Here is an 18,393-nt window from a genome sequence, read left to right as displayed (position 1 = left end):
TTTTTGCCTAGAGCTTCCTGAACTGATTCACCAGTTTCCCTTGTGAATTTAGGTTTTTAACTAACCCTTCACATTCATCTCGCGTATCGCTGGCCAGAATATTTGTGGCTGAGCAGACTTCACTAATTGATTGCACGCTGGCGTTCATGTCTTCTGTTACTCGTGCCATCTCTTCAATCGCCGCCGCGATTTGATTGTTGCGATCTGAAATATCCGTCACTTGCCCAAATAGAGCATCCAGTTTCTCGCCAGATGTGCTAGCGCAATCTACGCAGATATCAGAGAGTTTGCTACCTTCGTCCATGGCTTGTACGGCTTTGTCAGTACTAGTTTGAATGAGGGTGATAATATTTTGTATTTCTTCTGTAGATTCATGGCTTCGTTGGGCGAGTTTTCGCACTTCATCAGCGACGACTGCGAACCCACGTCCTTGATCCCCGGCTCGTGCTGCCTCTATAGCAGCGTTTAAAGCAAGTAAGTTGGTTTGTTCAGCAACGCCTTGAATGACAACTAATACTTCTCCGATGGTACGACCATGCTCTGCGAGTTGTTGAACCACATCTGCTGCTACACCAAGTTGTTGTGAAAGCTCGTTCATCGAAGAGACGGTTTGTTCAACAGAGGTTTTCCCTTCACCTAAAGCAGAATTAGCACGTTCGGTTGCTTCTGAAGCACTTTGAGCATTTTGCGCAATTTCATTTGCGGTGGAGTGCATTTCATTGATCGCAGCAGCGACTTGTTCCGTTTCCGCTGTCTGGCCAATCAAGTTGTCTGCTGTTGTTTCACAGTTTTGTGCTGATGACTGAGCGGCGTCTGCAATTTGCTCGTTTGAGTTTTGGATTCGCCCCACTACAGCGTTGAGCTCTGATTGTCTCATTTTTAACGCTAAAGAAATTTCAGAAAGATCATCAACGTGCCCGTTATAAACCAGCTCCATTAGGGGGTTATCGAACACTTTACGTGCCTCTGCTGAAATAACCTCTAATCGTCTGGTAAATAAGAGACCAGTACCGGTTGCTAGGAGGAAAAATAACCAGATTGCAGCAATAGGAGAGGCAGACGCAACCAATGTGGAAATTACAGCAGCAGCAAGAAATGCGGCACAGAGCCTTTGCCATAGACGGGTGCGAGGCATTTTGAGCTGAAAAGGTGTTTGACCTGCTTTGAGTTGAGCGTAAATTTTTTCGGCGTTTTTGACATGTTTACGATTGGGACTGAGACGAACGGATTGATACTCGACGATTTTACCATTTTCCTTAATTGGCGATGCAAAAGCATCAACCCAATAGTGATCGCCATTCTTACATCGGTTTTTTACTATCCCCATCCAGGATTTGCCAGACTTTAGAAACTCCCACATATCCTTAAATGCCTCAGGTGGCATGTCAGGATGGCGAACGATGTTGTGTGGTTGCCCAACAAGTTCATCCAAACTATATCCAGCAACATCGCAAAACTCTTTACTGGCATAGCTGATGTGACTACTGGTCTTGGTGACGGACAACAAATTGTATTCAGGAGGATAAGTGACTTCTTTCTGGGTCACAGGTTCGTTTATGCGCATCGAGCAACCTCGTACAAAATAATAGAAATGACTGGGTACTTCTCAAACAGTATAAGTACAAATTTTTAAACGCGAGAGAATTGTCTGGTTTTTATTGATATTAAAGTAATTTACTTTTAAATATTCAACTTATTGCTCACAGTCTTATTTTATTGACTATCCTGATACTAATGAGCTGTGCAGGAAGGAATCAGCTCGACTAAGGCCTTGAATACAATAATCATGGAGGTTATTGGTATGTCTCTTACTTCTTCGACAGGAAACTATAACAGTGCTCAAAGTTTACTAGTGCTTCACGATCTGAATGAGGCTGACTTAGCGCTGATCAGAAAGTTCGGCAGCATGATGGTACCGAAGCTCGATGATTATGTTAGGCACTTTTATGATTGGCTCGACAAGCTACCAGAATATAAACAATTTTTTGGTGATGAAAAGAAGCTCGTACGAGTTCAAGACTCCCAAGTGCGTTATTGGACCGTATTCTTTGAAGCGAAAGTCGATGAAGCTTATGTAAAGCAGAGAAGAGATGTCGGAGAGGTACACGCTCGCGTTGGATTGCCCTTACCTACGTACTTTGCTGGCATGAATATCTCAATGGTGATTTTTACTAAGCGAATGTATGACGGCAGTTTATACAGCGATGAATACAGTTCTTTGGTCACTGCATTCACTAAATTACTTCATCTTGATACGACGATTGTCGTGGATACCTATTCGCGCTTAATTAATAAAAGGATTGCTGAGCAAAGCGAAGCTCTGCTTGCGATGTCGACACCGGTTACCATGATCTGGCGCGACATCTTAATGCTTCCCATAGTGGGGATTATAGATTCTAAGCGTGCGCAAGACATCATGACTGCGGTGTTGAATAAAATCTCTGAGCATAGAGCTAAGATTTTCATCATGGATATTTCTGGTGTAGCAGTGGTGGATACTGCGGTAGCTAATCACTTCATTAAAATAACCAAAGCAACAAAACTGATGGGCTGTGATTGCTTGGTTTCAGGTGTTTCTCCTTCTATCGCTCAAACCATGGTTCAGTTGGGAATCAATGTAGGCGAAGTTTGTACCAACGCGACTCTTCGTGATGCGCTAGAGAATGCCTTCAAAATGGTTGGGCTCAATGTTGATGCTTTAAAACAGCTCTCTGATGAGTCGTGACAGGCAGGTCAGAAGATGCATAAATCGATTTCCATCAACCGAATGAAGCAAGCGCTTATTGCCAATATCCAAGTGGATTTAAGTAAAGCGGTGTTGGATGAGTTTAGGCAAGAGTTGTTGAATATGGTGATGAATTCAACCTCGATCAAAGGAGTGCTTATTGATCTATCTGGTGTCAAAACATTAGACAGGCAAGACATGGACTCGCTTATGCAGGTTGTCAGTGCCGTCGAAGTCATGGGGCGTATTTGTCTCTTTGTAGGAATTCGTCCGGGTATTGCTATGGCATTAGTCAACATATCTTACCAGACAGAGTCCTTGCGCTGCGTAAGCAGCATAGATGATGGCCTGGCGATAATAGGGAGTTAGAGAATGACGGCTTCGAGCATAGTGGAAGACATAATCGAAACATACGAGATTCGCTCGGAATCCGATGTGATGAGCTCAGTGATAGCCACATATACCTTAGCTGCACAATTTGGATTCAGTACACCAGCCGTTAGTGAATTATCAACCGTTGTGTCGGAACTGGGCATGAACATCGTCAAATATGCTGAGTCTGGGGTTATTTCTGTATGGAAATTAGAAAGAGAAGAGGGGCGAGGAATGAAGGTGGTTGCTCAGGATCATGGCCCCGGAATAGAAGATGTTGATAAAGCGTTAGAAGAAAATTATTCGACTGGACGCTCGCTTGGTTTGGGGTTATCAGGTGTACAGAGAATGGTGGACGAGTTTGAAATCGACACCTGTATTGGTCAAGGAACCCGAATTCAGGTAGTGAAATGGAGAGAGTAGATGGGATTTTCATACAGCTCTCGCGCTGTTCCCTACTTTGGTGAGCTAGAAACGGGAGACGGTTTCTTTATCCAGGAGTTCAGTGAGGCTCTTCTCGTCGTGATTATTGACGCCCTTGGACATGGAAGTAAAGCTGCAAAGCTGGCGCGTGAGATTGAGCACTTTCTCGAGGAGCATGGATGTGAAGACGTGGAGTGGTTGATGACGGAGCTACACCGAGTCTTTCTTGGCTCTATAGGCGCGGCAGTAACGATCGTCTTTTTTGATGCTATTCATAAGTCTGCCAATGGTATTGGGATTGGAAATACGCTTGTACGTCAGCTTGCCAGCGAAAAAAGATCCTTTCCTGCACAGCCTGGCATTGTTGGTGAAATGTTGCCTACTCTGCGTCCGTTTCAGTTTACTTTTGCTGATGGGGATGTGTTTATGTTCACCACAGATGGGATTAAAGAAAATATCAACGGTGATTTACTGCCTAATGCGAATTACGAAACTGTCGAATCACTTTCTTCCAAGTTTATTGAATCTTTTAGCAAACCTTATGACGATGCGACCGCTATCGCAGTGAGGTATACCGATGGATAGGCCGCATGTATACCGCTTAACGAACGATGATGAATCGCGAATTGTGCTGCGTAGAAAGCTCATTGCTGTGCTTGATTTGATGGGTTATGACAGGCATTACAGAGATCAAGTTATTTTCCTATGTGGCGAGATACTTTTCCAGTTATTCGCAGCCTTACCCTCTATACAACTTAAAGTTAGGGTTCATGACAACGGTATTCAAGCGTTGTGGTGCTCAACGGAGGGTGAAAGTTTACCTAATGTCTCTATTCCTCTTTTGACGCTTACACAGACCAGTCATGAGTTGGCTTGGACGCTCAATGCGAATAAGCCACTTACCCCATTAGATTTTGCTGAAATCACAAACGTGCTGTCTGAAAAAACACGTGATGATCTCATGCATGAACTCAAAGTTAAAAATCGAGAGCTGGCGACTCATCAAGAGGGATTGGAAGCAGAAATTGAACGGCGAACTAGAGACTTGCAGGCGAGTGAAGCATTGTCTCGTACGATTATTGAAGGAGCGCCGTCCAGTGTCGTCATCGTCGATAAGCACAAAAATATTGTGCTGTGGAATAAAACCGCTATCGAGACCTATGGCTATAGCGTCGAAGAAGCTGATGGAAAAAACCTATTTGATTTGTTAAATGCAGAACTGCCAGAGGATTTAATAGAGCTGACTTCAAGAGAGATAAGTCTTGATGATCAGGACAAGGTGAGTGGCTCGTTTTTTGAAGTACAGACTTATACTCGCGATGGAAAACTAATTCCCGTTGATCTCGGAATGACGATATTTTTGTTCGATGACGAATACCGTATAGCGATGTTTCTTCGCGATGTTACGTCGAGAAAGCAAGTAGAAAATGAGCTAAATGAAGCGAGAGCAAAGGCTGAGGAAGCCGTTGAAATTAAATCCATGTTTTTGGCTAATATGAGCCATGAAATTCGAACACCGATGAACGCCATTATTGGCATGTCTCATCTTGCTTTGAAAACAGACTTAAGCCCGAAACAACATGACTACATCTTCAAGATACACAATTCAGCTTCGCTTTTATTAGGTATCATTAATGACATATTGGACTTCAGTAAAATTGAAGCGGGTAAGTTATCTATAGAAGAAATTGAGTTTTATCTCGACGATGTTCTGCATAACGTTTCTATGGTAACTGGGCAGAAAGCGTTCGAAAAAGGTTTAGAGCTTCTCTTTGATATTCCTAGAGGCGTTCCTAAGATGCTTTATGGCGATCCACTTAGGCTTGGGCAAATCATTATCAACTTGGTTAACAATGCGGTGAAATTTACCGAACAAGGGGAAATTTCTGTTGCTGTTAAAGTGCTAAGAACCCTAGACGACAAGATTGATCTGGGATTCGTAGTAAAAGATACGGGGATTGGGATGAGTGATGAGCAGTCTAGCAAGCTCTTTAATGCTTTCACTCAAGCTGATGGCAGCACGACAAGAAAATATGGTGGTACGGGCTTAGGTCTATCTATTTGTAGGCGATTAGTCGAATTAATGGGGGGAAAAATTTCCGTTGAAAGTGAACTGAATGTGGGGAGTAGTTTTCATTTTAATATTCTGGTCGGTGCGTCGACTGAGGGGGCATATGCGCCCGTCGTTGTGCCGGATTTGCTCAATCATGTCAATGCGTTAGTTGTAGATGACAATGAGCATGCGCTTATGATCATGGAAGACTTGCTCGATATTTTCCTTTGTAAGCCTACGTTTGTCAGCAGTGGTGAACAGGCCTTGGAAGAATTGAAACGTGCTTCAGCTTCTGGGAAGCCCTACGATTTAGTCTTTATGGACTGGAAGATGCCAAGAATGAGCGGCATTGAAGCTAGCCGGCATATTAGGCAGCAGATCAGTACTACGCATCAGCCTAAGATAGTTATCGTCACCGCCTATGATAAAGATGATATCTCTGATGAAGTGTCAGCATTGGATATTGCAGGTTTCCTCTCTAAGCCTGTGGGACAGTCGTATCTATTTGATCTCATCATGGATCTCTTTGGTCCTCAAAGTGGAAAAGAAAGGCCAGCCAGTCCGTCTCGTCGGCATTATAAGGACAAAGACCTTGAAGGCTTGTCCGTTCTTTTGGTGGAAGATAATGAGATAAATCAACAGATTGCAGTTGAACTGATGGAAGAAAAAGGCATCGTGGTTACGGTCGCAAACAACGGTGCTGAAGCGTTGGAGTGTTTGGAACAGAGAATAGGCACGCCCGATATGTTTGAGATCATCTTTATGGATCTTCAGATGCCAGTGATGGATGGTTATGAAGCGAGTAAGCGTATACGCAGTGATGATCGATATGACGCGGTTCCACTGATTGCAATGACAGCCCATGCAATGGTTGAAGAGCGTGACCGTTGCATGAAAATTGGAATGAACGATCATGTCTCCAAACCGATTGACCCTGAGCACCTATTCGCGACGATAAAACGTTGTTGTCCGCAAGGGGGGCAGGAAAAAACACAAGCGCGTCACAATCACCCATTTCCTAGTCCTGTCGATAAAGCTGTTGAAGAAAATCAATCGACAGCATCACTACTTGAGGAAGTTGAAGCCCTAGATACCCACAATGGTTTACTTAGAGTAGCCAGTAATGAAGCCCTTTATCACCGTCTTCTATCTCAACTTGTGGACAAAGAACACGACTTTGTAAAACGACTCGATGTTGCTTTGGATAAAGGGGACTTCGACTATGCAAAACTGAGCAGCCACACCTTAAAAGGTTCATCAGCTAACCTTGGTGCTATTCGGTTATCTGATACGGCGGCCCGCCTTGAACAAGAGTTGCAAGGCGGGGAGCCAACTGAGCGGCTGGTGCAACTTAGAAATGAAATGTCAGATTATCTCGAGGTCTTTGTTCATGACGTATGCCAAGCACTACATCGCCCACAACCCTATGATTCAAAGGGAGATTTAGACGATGAAAGCGTGAAAATTATACACCATCTGGATGTGCTTCTTCAGGAGTTAGATGCGCAAGCGCTCGATTACCTTGACGAGCATTATTTGTACCTCAATACTTTACTTGGGTCGGAAGAGTTCGACACTTGCTGTAAGTGTATCCACGATTGTGACTTCTTGTCTGCAAGTGTTGCCCTAAGAAAAGCAGCCAGCATTTATCCCTTAGATGTGGATAAAGTGTTTGGGGGAAACCATGGATGACCATTTAACCAGCGTCTTAGTTGTCGATGATAATGCTGAGAACAGAGTGTTACTTAGCGGCTTACTGAAACCACACCATCGCGTTCTCGTAGCAACGGGTGGGATGCAAGCAATAAATATCTGCAAGCAAAGAAAACCAGATATTGTTCTTTTGGATATCATGATGCCAGAAATGGATGGCTATGAAGTATGTACACGTTTAGCGGCGGATCCCGATACTTGCGATATTCCCGTTATTTTTCTCACTGCGAAGTCACAAATTGAAGATGAACAGAGAGGCTTTGCCGCGGGTGCGGTGGATTACATACTCAAGCCCATCAGCCCACCAATACTAATTTCTCGGATTAATACTCACCTAAGATTGCGTGGTGCCATGGATGAGTTAGCTGAGCAAAATGAAGAGTTGGAGAGAAGAGTTAAAAAACGCACGAGAGAACTGGAAATGTTGCAAGACGCGACCATAGGTGCGATGGCCTCTCTTGCTGAAACTCGTGATAATGAAACGGGTAACCATATTCGACGTACACAGCATTACGTCAAAGCCTTAGCTGAAGAGCTGGTACGTGAAGGTCATTATTTGGAGGACCTTACACCAGAAGCGATTGAGTTACTTTATAAATCGGCGCCTTTGCATGATATCGGTAAAGTTGGCATACCCGACAGTGTGTTACTCAAGCCAGCTCGACTAACCGATGATGAGTTTGATGTCATGAAGTATCACACTACTCTTGGGCGAGCAGTGTTAATGACAGTAGAGGAATCGATAGACTTCAAATGCGACTTTTTAACCGTTGCTAAAGAAATTGCATATAGCCATCAAGAAAAGTGGGATGGAAGTGGTTATCCAGAGGGACTGGCCGGATTAGACATTCCTCTCAGCGCAAGACTGATGGCATTAGCTGACGTATATGATGCATTAATTTCCGAGCGAGTCTACAAACCAGCATTTCCTCACGAAAAGGCTTTGGACATTATATCTGAAGGTTCTGGCAGCCACTTCGAGCCTTTAATCGTGGACGCGTTTTTGAACATTGAAAGCACTTTTAAAGAAATTGCATCCATCTATCAAGATGAAGGGTTTGATGAAAGCACGTTTCAGTTAAAAGCGAGCGGTGAAGAATAACGGCTCGTGGTGACTCGTGGTAAGTTGCTTTTTACTGCCTAGCTTGGCTTGTATCATTTGGCAACATCACACTGTCTGATCGGAGTTCTCATATCAGATGTGTTTTATCTCGTTGGATTCGTGTCTGATGAGTTAACTATCTGTTACACTTAAACTATTAGTAACAAGAATAGCAGTAGGTATATGCATGGCTTTTCCTGTCCTTATCTGTGACGACTCTGCGTTAGCCCGAAAGCAAATGGCGCGCTCATTACCTGCTTCTTTGAATGCAGAGATCACTTTTGCCGTCCATGGGCTGGATGCACTAGAACAACTAGAACAGAACGACTTTAGATTGATGTTTCTCGACTTAACCATGCCTGAGCTTGATGGCTTTGGTACGTTAGAAGAGATAGGCAATCGTGACATCAACATACAAGTTGTGGTGGTTTCCGGCGATATTCAGCCTAAAGCGAAAGAGCGGGTCATGGCTCTTGGGGCCAAAGCTTTTATACAAAAACCGATCGATAAAGACGCGTTAAACGCTGTATTAAAAGAGTTAGTTGAAAAGCCCACTCAGCCACAAATAGTCACGCCTGTGTCTGTTGATTTACCCGTATTACGTCGACGCGATATTTATATGGAAGTGGCCAACGTCTCTATCGGTAGAGCGGCTGATGCCCTTGCTCGGCACTTCGATGTCTTCGTACACCTTCCTCTTCCTAATGTTAATATCTTCGAAGTTAGTGAATTGCATATGGCGCTGCGTGATTTGGCTGAGAACGATCAGGTGTCGGGAGTTTGCCAAGGCTTCAGTGGAGAAGGCATTGCTGGAGAAGCATTGGTCTTGCTCAGTGATTCCAGTGTTTGTGATTTAAAAAAATTAATGAAAATCCCGGCGGATAGCGAAGAGCTGGAAGAGTTAGAGCTGTTGATGGATGTGTCAAATATTCTCGTCGGTTCTTTCTTGAATGGATTAGGCAAGCAGGCAGAGGTTCGTTTTTTCCAAAGTTCACCAGTATTGCTCGGTCAACATATTTCGATCGATTCAGTTATCCAATCGACAACGGGATCGTTTAAGAAAACCATGACGTTTGAGGTGAGTTACAACATCGATGGGACCTCCATTCGCTGTGATCTATTGTTTATGTTTGTTGATGAGTCTCTTCCATTGCTCGACAACAAGTTATCTTACTTGATGGAGGACTTTTGATGCTTAACCTTCCTGCCGAATTTGAGCAATTCCACTGGATGGTGGATATGGTGCAAAATGTCGATCTCGGGCTGATTGTGGTTGATCGTGAGTATAAAGTTCAAGTTTGGAATGGCTTTATGACTCACCATAGTGGAGTTCAGGCTCATGATGCGATAGATAAGTCACTGTTTGAACTGTTTTCTGAGATACCTGAAGACTGGTTTAAATTAAAGAGCAAGCCTGTTTATGATTTAGGATGTCGGAGCTTCATTACATGGCAACAGCGTCCGTACTTATTCAAATGCCGAAACGTAAGACCTGTGACACAGCAAGCGGATTTTATGTACCAAAACATCACACTCAACCCGATGAGAACGCCGACAGGTGACATTCGCTCAATGTTCCTATCCATTCAAGATGCAACGGCTGAGGCTTTGGTTTCAGTTAAGTAGAGTGAATTTAGCCTAATGTATGTATAAAGCCAGAATCTGTCTGGCTTTATTTTTATCTTAAGGAGTCACCATGTCATCCCCCATTCCTCTTTATCGTGCAGAGCAGGTGAAAGCAGGTGAAGTGGTTGCCGCGAAAAGCCAATCAGTAACTTTATATCAACTAATGATTCGTGCTGGTCGTGCCGTTTTCGAATTGGTCCAAGAACAATACCCCACATGCCAAAGTATTCTGGTTGTGTGTGGAGGAGGAAACAATGGGGGAGACGGTTATGTGGTGGGTAGATTGGCGGTTGAAGCTGGGTGGCGAGTGACGGTCTGGCAAAGTGTCGAGCAAAGCAAACTCAAAGGTGATGCACTACAGGCATACCAAGACTTTAGTGCAGTTGGCGGGTGTGTTGAGGTGCCGGACCTAGATTCAAAGCTTAACTATGACTGCATTGTGGATGCTTTGCTTGGCACGGGCCTTTCTGGCTCTGTTAGAGCTCACCTTCTTTTGGTTATTAATAAACTCAATCAGAGCGATATCCCCATTGTCTCAGTGGATGTTCCTTCTGGCCTTTCCAGCAATACAGGGCAAGTGCTAGGAAACTGTCTTAAGGCCGACCATACGGTATCTTTTGTTGGGCTAAAGCAGGGGCTGTTTACAGGGCAAGCTCGGGATTATACGGGAATAGTGCATTTTCGAGGGCTAGGAGTGGAAGGTGCATTTGAACAACAGAATGTTCCGTCTGCACAGCTGCTTAATAGAGTAGAAGATTATGCACCAATGCTTTCTCGTTCAAGAAGTGCGCACAAAGGTTTGCATGGCAAAGTGACGCTTGTGGGAGGCAATCAAGGAATGGGAGGAGCGGCGGTACTTTCTGCATTGGCATGTCAACGGGTCGGGGCAGGTTTGACTGCATTACTTACTCATCCGGATCATACACTACTTGCTTTAGTGTCATGTCCAGAGGTTATGGCATCATCATGGCTGGATAACAAGATTAATGCGTTGAGGTTGAACCAGTGGTGTAACTGTTTTGCCATTGGCCCTGGTCTAGGTACGGATGCGTCTGCAAAGAAGATGTATAAAGCCGTTGTTGATACCACATTGAATAAAGTGTTTGATGCAGATGCTCTTAACTTGCTTGCAGAAAAAGCAAATTATGACCCTAATCGAATCCTGACCCCCCATCCAGGTGAAGCCTCTCGGCTTTTAGGGTGCTCAGTTCAAGCTATAGAAAGTGATAGATTCAATGCAGTACGCAAGCTGCACAAGAAATATGGTGGTGTCATCGTTTTGAAGGGGGCAGGAACGCTCATTTGTGATGGACAAAAAACCTATATTTGCAATGCAGGCAATCCGGGAATGGCGACTGGAGGAATGGGGGATGTTCTTACTGGTGCGATCCTTGGTCTGCTAGCACAGGGAGAAAGTTTGATCAGTGCGGCAGTAAAAGGTGTGATGATACATAGCCAAGCCGCTGACAGAGAGGCTGAAATCAACGGTGAACGAGGCCTTTGTGCAAGCGATTTACTGCCTCATATTCGTTATTTGGTGAACACATAAACCCAATACAACCTTTTTCACCAAAAACAATGAAGTGAACGATTTCGGAAAACGATTGCGGGATGCGTGATGAATTTATATCAGTAGACTCTAAGTCTTTGTTTATTGGAGTTTCTTTTGGAGAAAGGGATGGTGCGGGGGAATCGGATTTGCAAGATGACAAAATGGTATCACAAAAAAAATGCAAATATCAGTCTTGCGGGAAATAAATCCCAGCCTATAATGCTGAAAACCGGAGCGTCTGCCAACGCTCCGGTTTTTTTGTGTCCGAAACTCAGTAAAACGTCTGCCAACGTTTACCGAAAACGCACGACACGTAAATTTGCTTACAGGAAAATTTATCATGCGTATCGAACAAGAACTTAAGTTAGGCTTTAAAGATGTACTGTTCCGCCCGAAGCGTTCCACCCTTAAAAGTCGTTCTCAAGTTGAATTAACCCGCGATTTTACATTCAAGCATAGTGGTCGTCAATGGTCTGGCACACCGGTAATTGCGGCAAATATGGACTCAGTGGGTAGCTTCGCGATGGCAGAAGCTCTAGCTGAACATGGTGTGATGACTGCAATTCATAAACACTACACTGTTGAGCAGTGGGCTGATTTCGTAGAATCAGCCGATCAGAGTACATTGAACAATGTATTTGTCTCAACTGGTACTTCTGAGGCTGACTTTCAAAAGACTCAAGACATCATGGCGTTAAGTGATGAGCTTATCTTCATTTGTATTGATATTGCTAACGGCTATTCAGAGCACTTAGTCGAGTACGTAGAAAAAGTGCGTGCAGCCTTTCCTGATAAAGTGATCTCCGCAGGTAACGTTGTGACTGGCGATATGTGTGAAGAACTTATCCTCGCAGGCGCGGATATAGTGAAAGTGGGTATTGGTCCAGGCTCTGTATGTACCACTCGCGTTAAGACAGGTGTGGGGTATCCTCAGCTTTCAGCCATCATTGAATGTGGTGATGCTGCGCATGGCCTAGGCGGCATGATCATCGGTGACGGTGGTTGTTCATGCGCAGGTGATGTAGCAAAAGCCTTCGGCGGCGGCGCTGATTTCGTTATGCTAGGTGGTATGCTTGCCGGCCACGAAGAGTCAGGCGGTGAACTTATTGAGAAAGACGGTGAGACTTTTATGAAGTTCTATGGCATGTCTTCTCAGTCTGCTATGGACAAGCATTCAGGCGGTGTTGCAAAGTACCGCGCAGCTGAAGGAAAAACCGTACTATTGCCATTCCGTGGCAGTGTTCACGGTACTATCTCAGACATCCTTGGTGGCGTGCGTTCAACCTGTACATACGTAGGCGCAGCAAAGATTAAAGAGCTAACTAAGCGTACGACTTTCATCCGCGTACAAGAGCAAGAGAACAACGTTTTCGGTAAAGAGAAGTAGTCCAATACTTCGGAAAATTCGAAATATTGAGAGCCGCTTTTTGCGGCTCTTTTTTTGCCCGAAAATTGTAAAGTGGCGACAAAGTGGCGACAGTCCGCAAAAAATTTTTGTGGCGACAACTACAAGTGAGCGAGTGGGTTATGAGTGATAGCTTCTGATAGGTGATCGGGGGCGAAGTGAGCGTAGCGCATGGTCATACTAATATCTGCATGGCCAAGGATGTCCCGCAGTACCAGAATATTACCGCCGTTCATCATAAAGTGGCTGGCGAATGAATGGCGAAGAACATGCGAAGCTTGGCCAGAGGGTAGGGTAATACCGAGTTTGTTCTTAAGGATGTAGCAAAAGGGTGTGTAGCACTCTTCGAACAACTTACCTGAGGTTGGTTTATAGATTTCATGAAAAAGCTCTTCTGAGATGGGTACAGAGCGATTCTTCTTAGTTTTAGTGTTGGTATAGGTGACTTTGTATTTGGTGAGCTGAGAGCCGTTAAGTTGCGCAGCCTCATTCCAACGTGCACCGGTTGCAAGGCAAAGCTTAACTATCTTGAGCATATCTTCTCTATTGTGCAGAGCGACTAATTTCAATAGCTGGCTAATTTGCTCTTTATGTAAGAAAGCCATGCTGCGCTCGTGATCTTTAAAAGGCTTAACATCCTCAATTGGGTTTGGGAGTTTCCATTCACCCAGTTCTTTCAGCTTGCTGAAAACAGCTTTAAATCGGGCTAGCTCAGAATTAAGCGTAGCGATGCTCGGTGCACCTTTTTGCCATCGCTCATCCACAAAGCTGATTTGACCATGCATGCGCTGACTGCGAAAATCTGAATACAACCTAGCGTTGAGAAGGTTAGCTAGTGGGTTGCCCATAGCATCACACATCTTTTGTAGCTTGCTATAAATTACAGATCCGTTAGCGAGCGTTGCACCATAGCGTGTATACCAAATGTCGATAAGCTCAGATAACCTTCGGTGATCAGGCTTATCGCCTTCCCAGGGCTTGCTCTCAACTTCACGCATGACGAACCGCTCGTAGGCGGAAGCCTCACCTTTGGTAGCGAATTTCTTGCGAACTCTTTTACCACTTCGACCGCTTGGGTAGCATTCACATATCCACGGTTTTGAGGAGCCATCTTTAAGGTTTCTAACGGACATAAATTACCAATCAACACTGTATAAATGAACAGTAATTTAATGTATGCTTATGTGCAATGTTTGATGCGGCCGATAACGAACAAATGCGAAGTGTGTCGTACAGCTTTGTTGGTCATTGAAAGTAAGCTGTTTAAAGGTGTAAGGAAGTAGAAATGAGCGTAATACATTTAAAGGTTACATCAAGGGTTTTGGACCATGTTACTAATGTCGGACACAGTAGTCAGAAACAAATCGCTTATGAAGTAATTGATGGGCAGCTATATGAGAGAAACTCAGAGATTAACAAACACAATAAAGTTACGATCAAAGTTGCCAATCAAGTTACGCTTACGCTAGTTGATACAAGCGCAATCTGGTTCAGCCATCAAATGGAGCCTGTTCAGTTTGAAGCGTTGTATCAGCTTCTATCTATTGCACCTGACCGAGCACACTCGTTTCCATATAAGTTAATCTGATAGCAAGTAAGTTGGAAAGAAAGTGCCGAGCTTCCCCCAAGCTCGGACTTTCAGTTTTGCAGCAAAGCGATGTGCCTTCCATAAGCATATTAGAGCTGAGACTTTCACTTCTCCTACTTTCAATAAGAGTGCGAAGCACTAAACATAATGATGTAATCAAGAAGTTGAGTATCAATTTGTGTAAGTGTCCGCTAATGCTACTACTCCAGAAAATAAAGGATTAAACAACGAAATTGCTCGTTTTTGAACGCACATTAACCGATTGAAAACAAGTTTCAATTTTAGAGCATAAAGTCGTTGCCAGGGCTAATTCGCCTGGTATGATGGCCTGGCAAAAAATATTGGAAGTAAGAGTAAAAATGCAATCTAGTGATGTTCTTGTAATTGACCTGTTCGCAGGGCCTGGCGGGCTCGGCGAAGGCATGTCTGCTGTAACTAATGAAGATGGTCGCCAACCATTTAAAATTGGAGTATCAGTAGAAAAAGAATTGGGAGCACATACAACTCTTACGACTCGTGCTTTATACAGAAAGTTGAAAGATAAGCCGGATTCACTCGAAAGCTATTTCCAATACCTTCGTGGCGAGTTAACTCGTACGCAGTTGTTCGAGAAATACCCTGAGCAAGCTAGCCAAGCGAATGAAGAAACTCTTCACGCACCGAGAGCGTTGGGGGAAGACAATGAGCTGATACACGGCCGAATTCAACAACTAGCTAAAGAACAGCGAGAGCGTAATGCTCCAATTGTTGTTATTGGTGGGCCACCTTGCCAAGCGTACTCACTAGCCGGGCGCTCTCGAAATGCAGGCATAAAAGACTACAAAGCTGAAAAAGACCATCGTAACTTCTTGTATAAAGAGTACTTAAAAGTACTTTCTATCGCACAGCCAGATGTCTTTGTAATGGAGAATGTACGAGGTATTCTTTCCGCAAAAATCGATGGCGAGGTGATGTTTCCGCGAATTCTGAAAGATTTACGCGCACCAGGTCGTATTACCAAGATAGCAACTCCAAGGTATCGAGTGTACTCGTTAGTGGTTGATGCTGAAAAGCCAAAAAATCCGCACTACGAAAATTCTACAGATTTTTTAATCAAAGCAGAGAACTATGGGATTCCTCAAGCGCGACATCGTGTAATTTTACTTGGTGTCAGAGAGGATGTAGATCGGGTACCGGGAACTTTAGAACGAAACGCAGAACAAGTCAGTGTTCAACAAGTGCTAGAGGATTTGCCAGAGCTAAGAAGTGGCTTCTCCAAGCGCAAAGATATAGTTAAAGATTGGGAAAGAATAGTATCTAGCAATGCGACTCGTGTAAAACGGCTTTTAAAGAAGCAATTTGAAGGTGCCAAAGACCTAGACTTAAAGCCACTGAAAAACCTTCCACGAGGTTCATCGCAGTTTACATACGAGCCGAACACCATGCCGAGTAATTTGTGCAAATGGTATCGAGACTATGCTCCTGAATTTGTACTTAATCATGAGACTCGCGGGCATATGGAAAGCGATCTTCTACGGTACGCTTACAGCGCCGCGTACACCCAACTTAACAGTGGTATACCACCAAAGTCTCGTGATTTCCCTGACACACTTGCACCAGCACATGAGAACTGGAAATCAGGGTATCATGCCGACCGTTTTAGGACTCAAGCTGCAAATAAATGCTCAACAACAGTGACGAGTCACATCTCAAAAGATGGGCACTACTTTATTCATTATGACCCTAAGCAATGCCGAAGCTTAACAGTCCGTGAAGCGGCTCGTTTACAAACGTTTCCGGATAACTATAAGTTTGAAGGAAACAGAACGCAGCAGTATGTTCAGGTAGGGAATGCAGTGCCTCCTTTCTTAGCGCAACAAATTGGACAAGTTGTGATGGAGTTACTAGAAGCTCAATAAAGCTAGCTAGTACACTGTATTTCTTATAAAAATACGGTTGGCTACTACATGTCTGATTCATTAATCCTCAAATTTGACCCGAATACGATTGAGCATTTGGGCGTTTCACTTTATTCAAAACTCCCGAGCGTTCTTTCTGAACTTCTTAGTAATTCTTGGGATGCGGATGCGGATAATGTCACTATTGATTTCATTGAGAATGGAGATGAGAAAGAGATCATCTACATGGACGATGGCGAAGGTATGACATTTGATGAGCTGAATAACAAATACCTTGTTATTGGTCGTAACCGTCGCCGAGATACTAAACGTCAAGAAAGCACGAAAGGCCGTCCAGTAATTGGAAAGAAAGGACTTGGAAAATTATCAGTATTTGGTATCTGTGATGAAATCGAAGTTGTTTCAATTAAAGACGGATTAAAAAACCATTTCACGATGAACCTTCAGGAAATAAAAGATAGTCGTGGGGACAAGTATTCTCCAGAGTTATTAGCGCATAATGAGTCTACACCGATTCCTTCTGGTACAGTGATTAAACTAAAACAAATACGTCGTAAGAGCGGTTTCAACTTAGATGATATTGCACTCAGTCTATCTAAGAAGTTTATCATCTTTACTGAGATGGACACCCGAATCACCAAGAATGGTGAGCCTGATTCCGAAGTACATATTACCAATGAGCTTAAGTTTCAGACTCTCAATACCGAATTTACTTGGTCTTTCCCTGACGAAAAATACGATAAAAGCTACTCTCATTGGGAGCAAATGAAAGGTTCGGTCATTACTCTCAAAACCCCGGTTAAAGATACGGAGATGCGTGGTATTTATCTCACTTCCAGAGGAAAGATAGTTAACGTTGCAAGTTTCTATGGAGCTCGTGACAATGACCAATTCCACAACTATGTTACTGGATATCTAGAAGTTGATTTTATAGACGACTTTGATGATGACGTAATCTCTACTGACCGCCATTCACTCAACTGGGAGCATGAAGAAACGCGAGAATTACAAGCGTATCTACAAACTATTGTTAAGGTAATTGGCAAAGAGTGGCGTGAAAGGCGTGCTCAAGTAAAGCAAGCAGCAGTAGAAGAAAAGCACCAAGTTGGCCTAGAACAGTGGAAAGAAGAGCTACCAACATTTGAACGTGAATTAGGCGATAAGATCATTACCCCAATTTTAGAAAATTCCAATATTGATGTTGATGAATCGGCTGAGCTCATTGGCAATGTTATGGATAAATTTGATAATCAAGCATACAAAGAGTACGCCTCATCTATTGCCGACCTATCTGAATCAGCTGAAGATATTCCCAAGTTACTTCGACTAATGGAGGAGTGGAAATCTATTGAATCGAAACAGTACCGTGATTTGGCTACATCTCGTGTAGAAGTCATCAAACAGTTTGAGAATTATGTAAATACCAACACTAAAGAAGTACCAACATTGCATAATTTTTTGAAGAAATTTTCATGGCTTTTAGACCCCCGAATTCTAGAGTTTCGAGACGAAGTGACATACTCAAAATTGCTTGAAGAAACCTATCCAGATGAAGATCTTGATGAAAAAGATCGTCGAATTGATTTTTTATGTAGTAATGCGCTAGGAGAAATTCTCTATGTTATAGAGATTAAAAGGAGCACCTACAAGGTTGATGCTAAGGCCTTAGAACAAGCCTATGATTATGCTTCGTTTTTGGAAGAAAGGTATGCGTCTGAAACTGGGTTTTCGAGAGTTGTTTGCTATGTTGTTGGTGGCAGCAAATCAGAAGATAGACGCTTTAGATCGAAAGAAAAGACATATGCGGAAACAGGTGAAGTTTTTGTTAAAACTTACCGAGAGTTATTGGAGCAATCAAAAGAGTACCATAAGGAATTTATTGAAGCATATGATTCATATAATGGCTAAGATAAATTATTGGGGCTAATATTAGCCC

General features: G+C 43.5%; 15 protein-coding genes. 13 read left to right on the top strand and 2 right to left on the bottom strand.

The window, feature by feature from the left end; all coding sequences use genetic code 11:
* Positions 1 to 7 precede the first annotated feature (7 nt).
* Positions 8 to 1,564: a PAS domain-containing methyl-accepting chemotaxis protein gene (locus L1D31_RS01660; protein ID WP_239835358.1), complete on the bottom strand. Its 1,557-nt coding sequence runs from the start codon at positions 1,562 to 1,564 to the stop codon at positions 8 to 10.
* Between the two features lie 237 nt (positions 1,565 to 1,801).
* Between L1D31_RS01660 and L1D31_RS01655 the strand changes: the two genes are divergently transcribed.
* The 10 genes from L1D31_RS01655 to L1D31_RS01610 all read left to right on the top strand — a co-directional run bounded on the left by L1D31_RS01655 (position 1,802) and on the right by L1D31_RS01610 (position 12,953).
* Positions 1,802 to 2,725, top strand: a complete 924-nt coding sequence (locus L1D31_RS01655; RefSeq protein ID WP_239835357.1) for a protoglobin domain-containing protein — start codon at positions 1,802 to 1,804, stop codon at positions 2,723 to 2,725.
* Between the two features lie 15 nt (positions 2,726 to 2,740).
* The gene (locus L1D31_RS01650; RefSeq protein ID WP_239835356.1) at positions 2,741 to 3,094 is read left to right on the top strand and encodes an STAS domain-containing protein; all 354 of its coding nucleotides are present in this window, start codon (positions 2,741 to 2,743) and stop codon (positions 3,092 to 3,094) included.
* 3 nt (positions 3,095 to 3,097) lie between these two features.
* Positions 3,098 to 3,520 carry an ATP-binding protein gene (locus L1D31_RS01645; RefSeq protein ID WP_239835355.1) on the top strand — a complete coding sequence of 141 codons (423 nt, stop codon included), beginning with the start codon at positions 3,098 to 3,100 and terminating at the stop codon, positions 3,518 to 3,520.
* Positions 3,521 to 4,105, top strand: a complete 585-nt coding sequence (locus tag L1D31_RS01640; RefSeq protein ID WP_239835354.1) for a SpoIIE family protein phosphatase — start codon at positions 3,521 to 3,523, stop codon at positions 4,103 to 4,105. It begins immediately after the preceding gene.
* Positions 4,098 to 7,265 (top strand): response regulator, encoded by a 3,168-nt coding sequence (locus L1D31_RS01635; RefSeq protein WP_239835353.1) that lies wholly within the window; start codon positions 4,098 to 4,100, stop codon positions 7,263 to 7,265. The genes L1D31_RS01640 and L1D31_RS01635 overlap by 8 nt, the downstream gene beginning before the upstream one ends.
* Positions 7,258 to 8,388, top strand: coding sequence for a two-component system response regulator (locus tag L1D31_RS01630; RefSeq protein ID WP_239835352.1), 1,131 nt, complete (start codon positions 7,258 to 7,260; stop codon positions 8,386 to 8,388). The genes L1D31_RS01635 and L1D31_RS01630 overlap by 8 nt, the downstream gene beginning before the upstream one ends.
* Positions 8,389 to 8,575: 187 nt before the next feature.
* Positions 8,576 to 9,580: a response regulator gene (locus L1D31_RS01625; RefSeq protein WP_239835351.1), complete on the top strand. Its 1,005-nt coding sequence runs from the start codon at positions 8,576 to 8,578 to the stop codon at positions 9,578 to 9,580.
* Positions 9,580 to 10,014 carry a PAS domain-containing protein gene (locus tag L1D31_RS01620; protein ID WP_239835350.1) on the top strand — a complete coding sequence of 145 codons (435 nt, stop codon included), beginning with the start codon at positions 9,580 to 9,582 and terminating at the stop codon, positions 10,012 to 10,014. The genes L1D31_RS01625 and L1D31_RS01620 overlap by 1 nt, the downstream gene beginning before the upstream one ends.
* A gap of 70 nt (positions 10,015 to 10,084) precedes the next feature.
* Positions 10,085 to 11,563, top strand: a complete 1,479-nt coding sequence (locus tag L1D31_RS01615) for an NAD(P)H-hydrate dehydratase (protein WP_239835349.1) — start codon at positions 10,085 to 10,087, stop codon at positions 11,561 to 11,563.
* Between the two features lie 343 nt (positions 11,564 to 11,906).
* Positions 11,907 to 12,953, top strand: coding sequence for a GMP reductase (locus L1D31_RS01610; protein WP_239835348.1), 1,047 nt, complete (start codon positions 11,907 to 11,909; stop codon positions 12,951 to 12,953).
* A 119-nt stretch (positions 12,954 to 13,072) separates the two neighbouring features.
* On the opposite strand, the gene L1D31_RS01605 is transcribed toward L1D31_RS01610, so the two are convergent.
* Positions 13,073 to 14,104 (bottom strand): tyrosine-type recombinase/integrase, encoded by a 1,032-nt coding sequence (locus L1D31_RS01605; protein WP_239835347.1) that lies wholly within the window; start codon positions 14,102 to 14,104, stop codon positions 13,073 to 13,075.
* Between the two features lie 152 nt (positions 14,105 to 14,256).
* Here L1D31_RS01605 and L1D31_RS01600 point away from each other — a divergent pair, with 152 nt between their 5' ends.
* The 3 genes from L1D31_RS01600 to L1D31_RS01590 all read left to right on the top strand — a co-directional run bounded on the left by L1D31_RS01600 (position 14,257) and on the right by L1D31_RS01590 (position 18,365).
* Positions 14,257 to 14,559 (top strand): hypothetical protein, encoded by a 303-nt coding sequence (locus L1D31_RS01600; protein WP_239835346.1) that lies wholly within the window; start codon positions 14,257 to 14,259, stop codon positions 14,557 to 14,559.
* 359 nt (positions 14,560 to 14,918) lie between these two features.
* Entirely contained in the window at positions 14,919 to 16,457 is a 1,539-nt protein-coding gene (locus L1D31_RS01595) for a DNA cytosine methyltransferase (protein ID WP_239835345.1), read from the top strand.
* Positions 16,458 to 16,505: 48 nt separating this feature from the next.
* Positions 16,506 to 18,365, top strand: coding sequence for an ATP-binding protein (locus L1D31_RS01590; protein ID WP_239835344.1), 1,860 nt, complete (start codon positions 16,506 to 16,508; stop codon positions 18,363 to 18,365).
* The last annotated feature ends 28 nt before the right edge of the window (positions 18,366 to 18,393 follow it).

It is taken from the genome of Vibrio sp. Isolate23, assembly GCF_022398095.1.
Taxonomy (GTDB): domain Bacteria; phylum Pseudomonadota; class Gammaproteobacteria; order Enterobacterales; family Vibrionaceae; genus Vibrio; species Vibrio coralliilyticus_A.
This window is presented reverse-complemented; position numbering and strand designations above follow the sequence as displayed.

Coding starts and splice junctions, on each gene's coding strand:
- L1D31_RS01660 (WP_239835358.1), bottom strand. CDS start 1,564: ATGCGCATAAACGAACCTGTGACCCAGAAAGAAGTCACTTATCCTCCT.
- L1D31_RS01655 (WP_239835357.1), top strand. CDS start 1,802: ATGTCTCTTACTTCTTCGACAGGAAACTATAACAGTGCTCAAAGTTTA.
- L1D31_RS01650 (WP_239835356.1), top strand. CDS start 2,741: ATGCATAAATCGATTTCCATCAACCGAATGAAGCAAGCGCTTATTGCC.
- L1D31_RS01645 (WP_239835355.1), top strand. CDS start 3,098: ATGACGGCTTCGAGCATAGTGGAAGACATAATCGAAACATACGAGATT.
- L1D31_RS01640 (WP_239835354.1), top strand. CDS start 3,521: ATGGGATTTTCATACAGCTCTCGCGCTGTTCCCTACTTTGGTGAGCTA.
- L1D31_RS01635 (WP_239835353.1), top strand. CDS start 4,098: ATGGATAGGCCGCATGTATACCGCTTAACGAACGATGATGAATCGCGA.
- L1D31_RS01630 (WP_239835352.1), top strand. CDS start 7,258: ATGGATGACCATTTAACCAGCGTCTTAGTTGTCGATGATAATGCTGAG.
- L1D31_RS01625 (WP_239835351.1), top strand. CDS start 8,576: ATGGCTTTTCCTGTCCTTATCTGTGACGACTCTGCGTTAGCCCGAAAG.
- L1D31_RS01620 (WP_239835350.1), top strand. CDS start 9,580: ATGCTTAACCTTCCTGCCGAATTTGAGCAATTCCACTGGATGGTGGAT.
- L1D31_RS01615 (WP_239835349.1), top strand. CDS start 10,085: ATGTCATCCCCCATTCCTCTTTATCGTGCAGAGCAGGTGAAAGCAGGT.
- L1D31_RS01610 (WP_239835348.1), top strand. CDS start 11,907: ATGCGTATCGAACAAGAACTTAAGTTAGGCTTTAAAGATGTACTGTTC.
- L1D31_RS01605 (WP_239835347.1), bottom strand. CDS start 14,104: ATGTCCGTTAGAAACCTTAAAGATGGCTCCTCAAAACCGTGGATATGT.
- L1D31_RS01600 (WP_239835346.1), top strand. CDS start 14,257: ATGAGCGTAATACATTTAAAGGTTACATCAAGGGTTTTGGACCATGTT.
- L1D31_RS01595 (WP_239835345.1), top strand. CDS start 14,919: ATGCAATCTAGTGATGTTCTTGTAATTGACCTGTTCGCAGGGCCTGGC.
- L1D31_RS01590 (WP_239835344.1), top strand. CDS start 16,506: ATGTCTGATTCATTAATCCTCAAATTTGACCCGAATACGATTGAGCAT.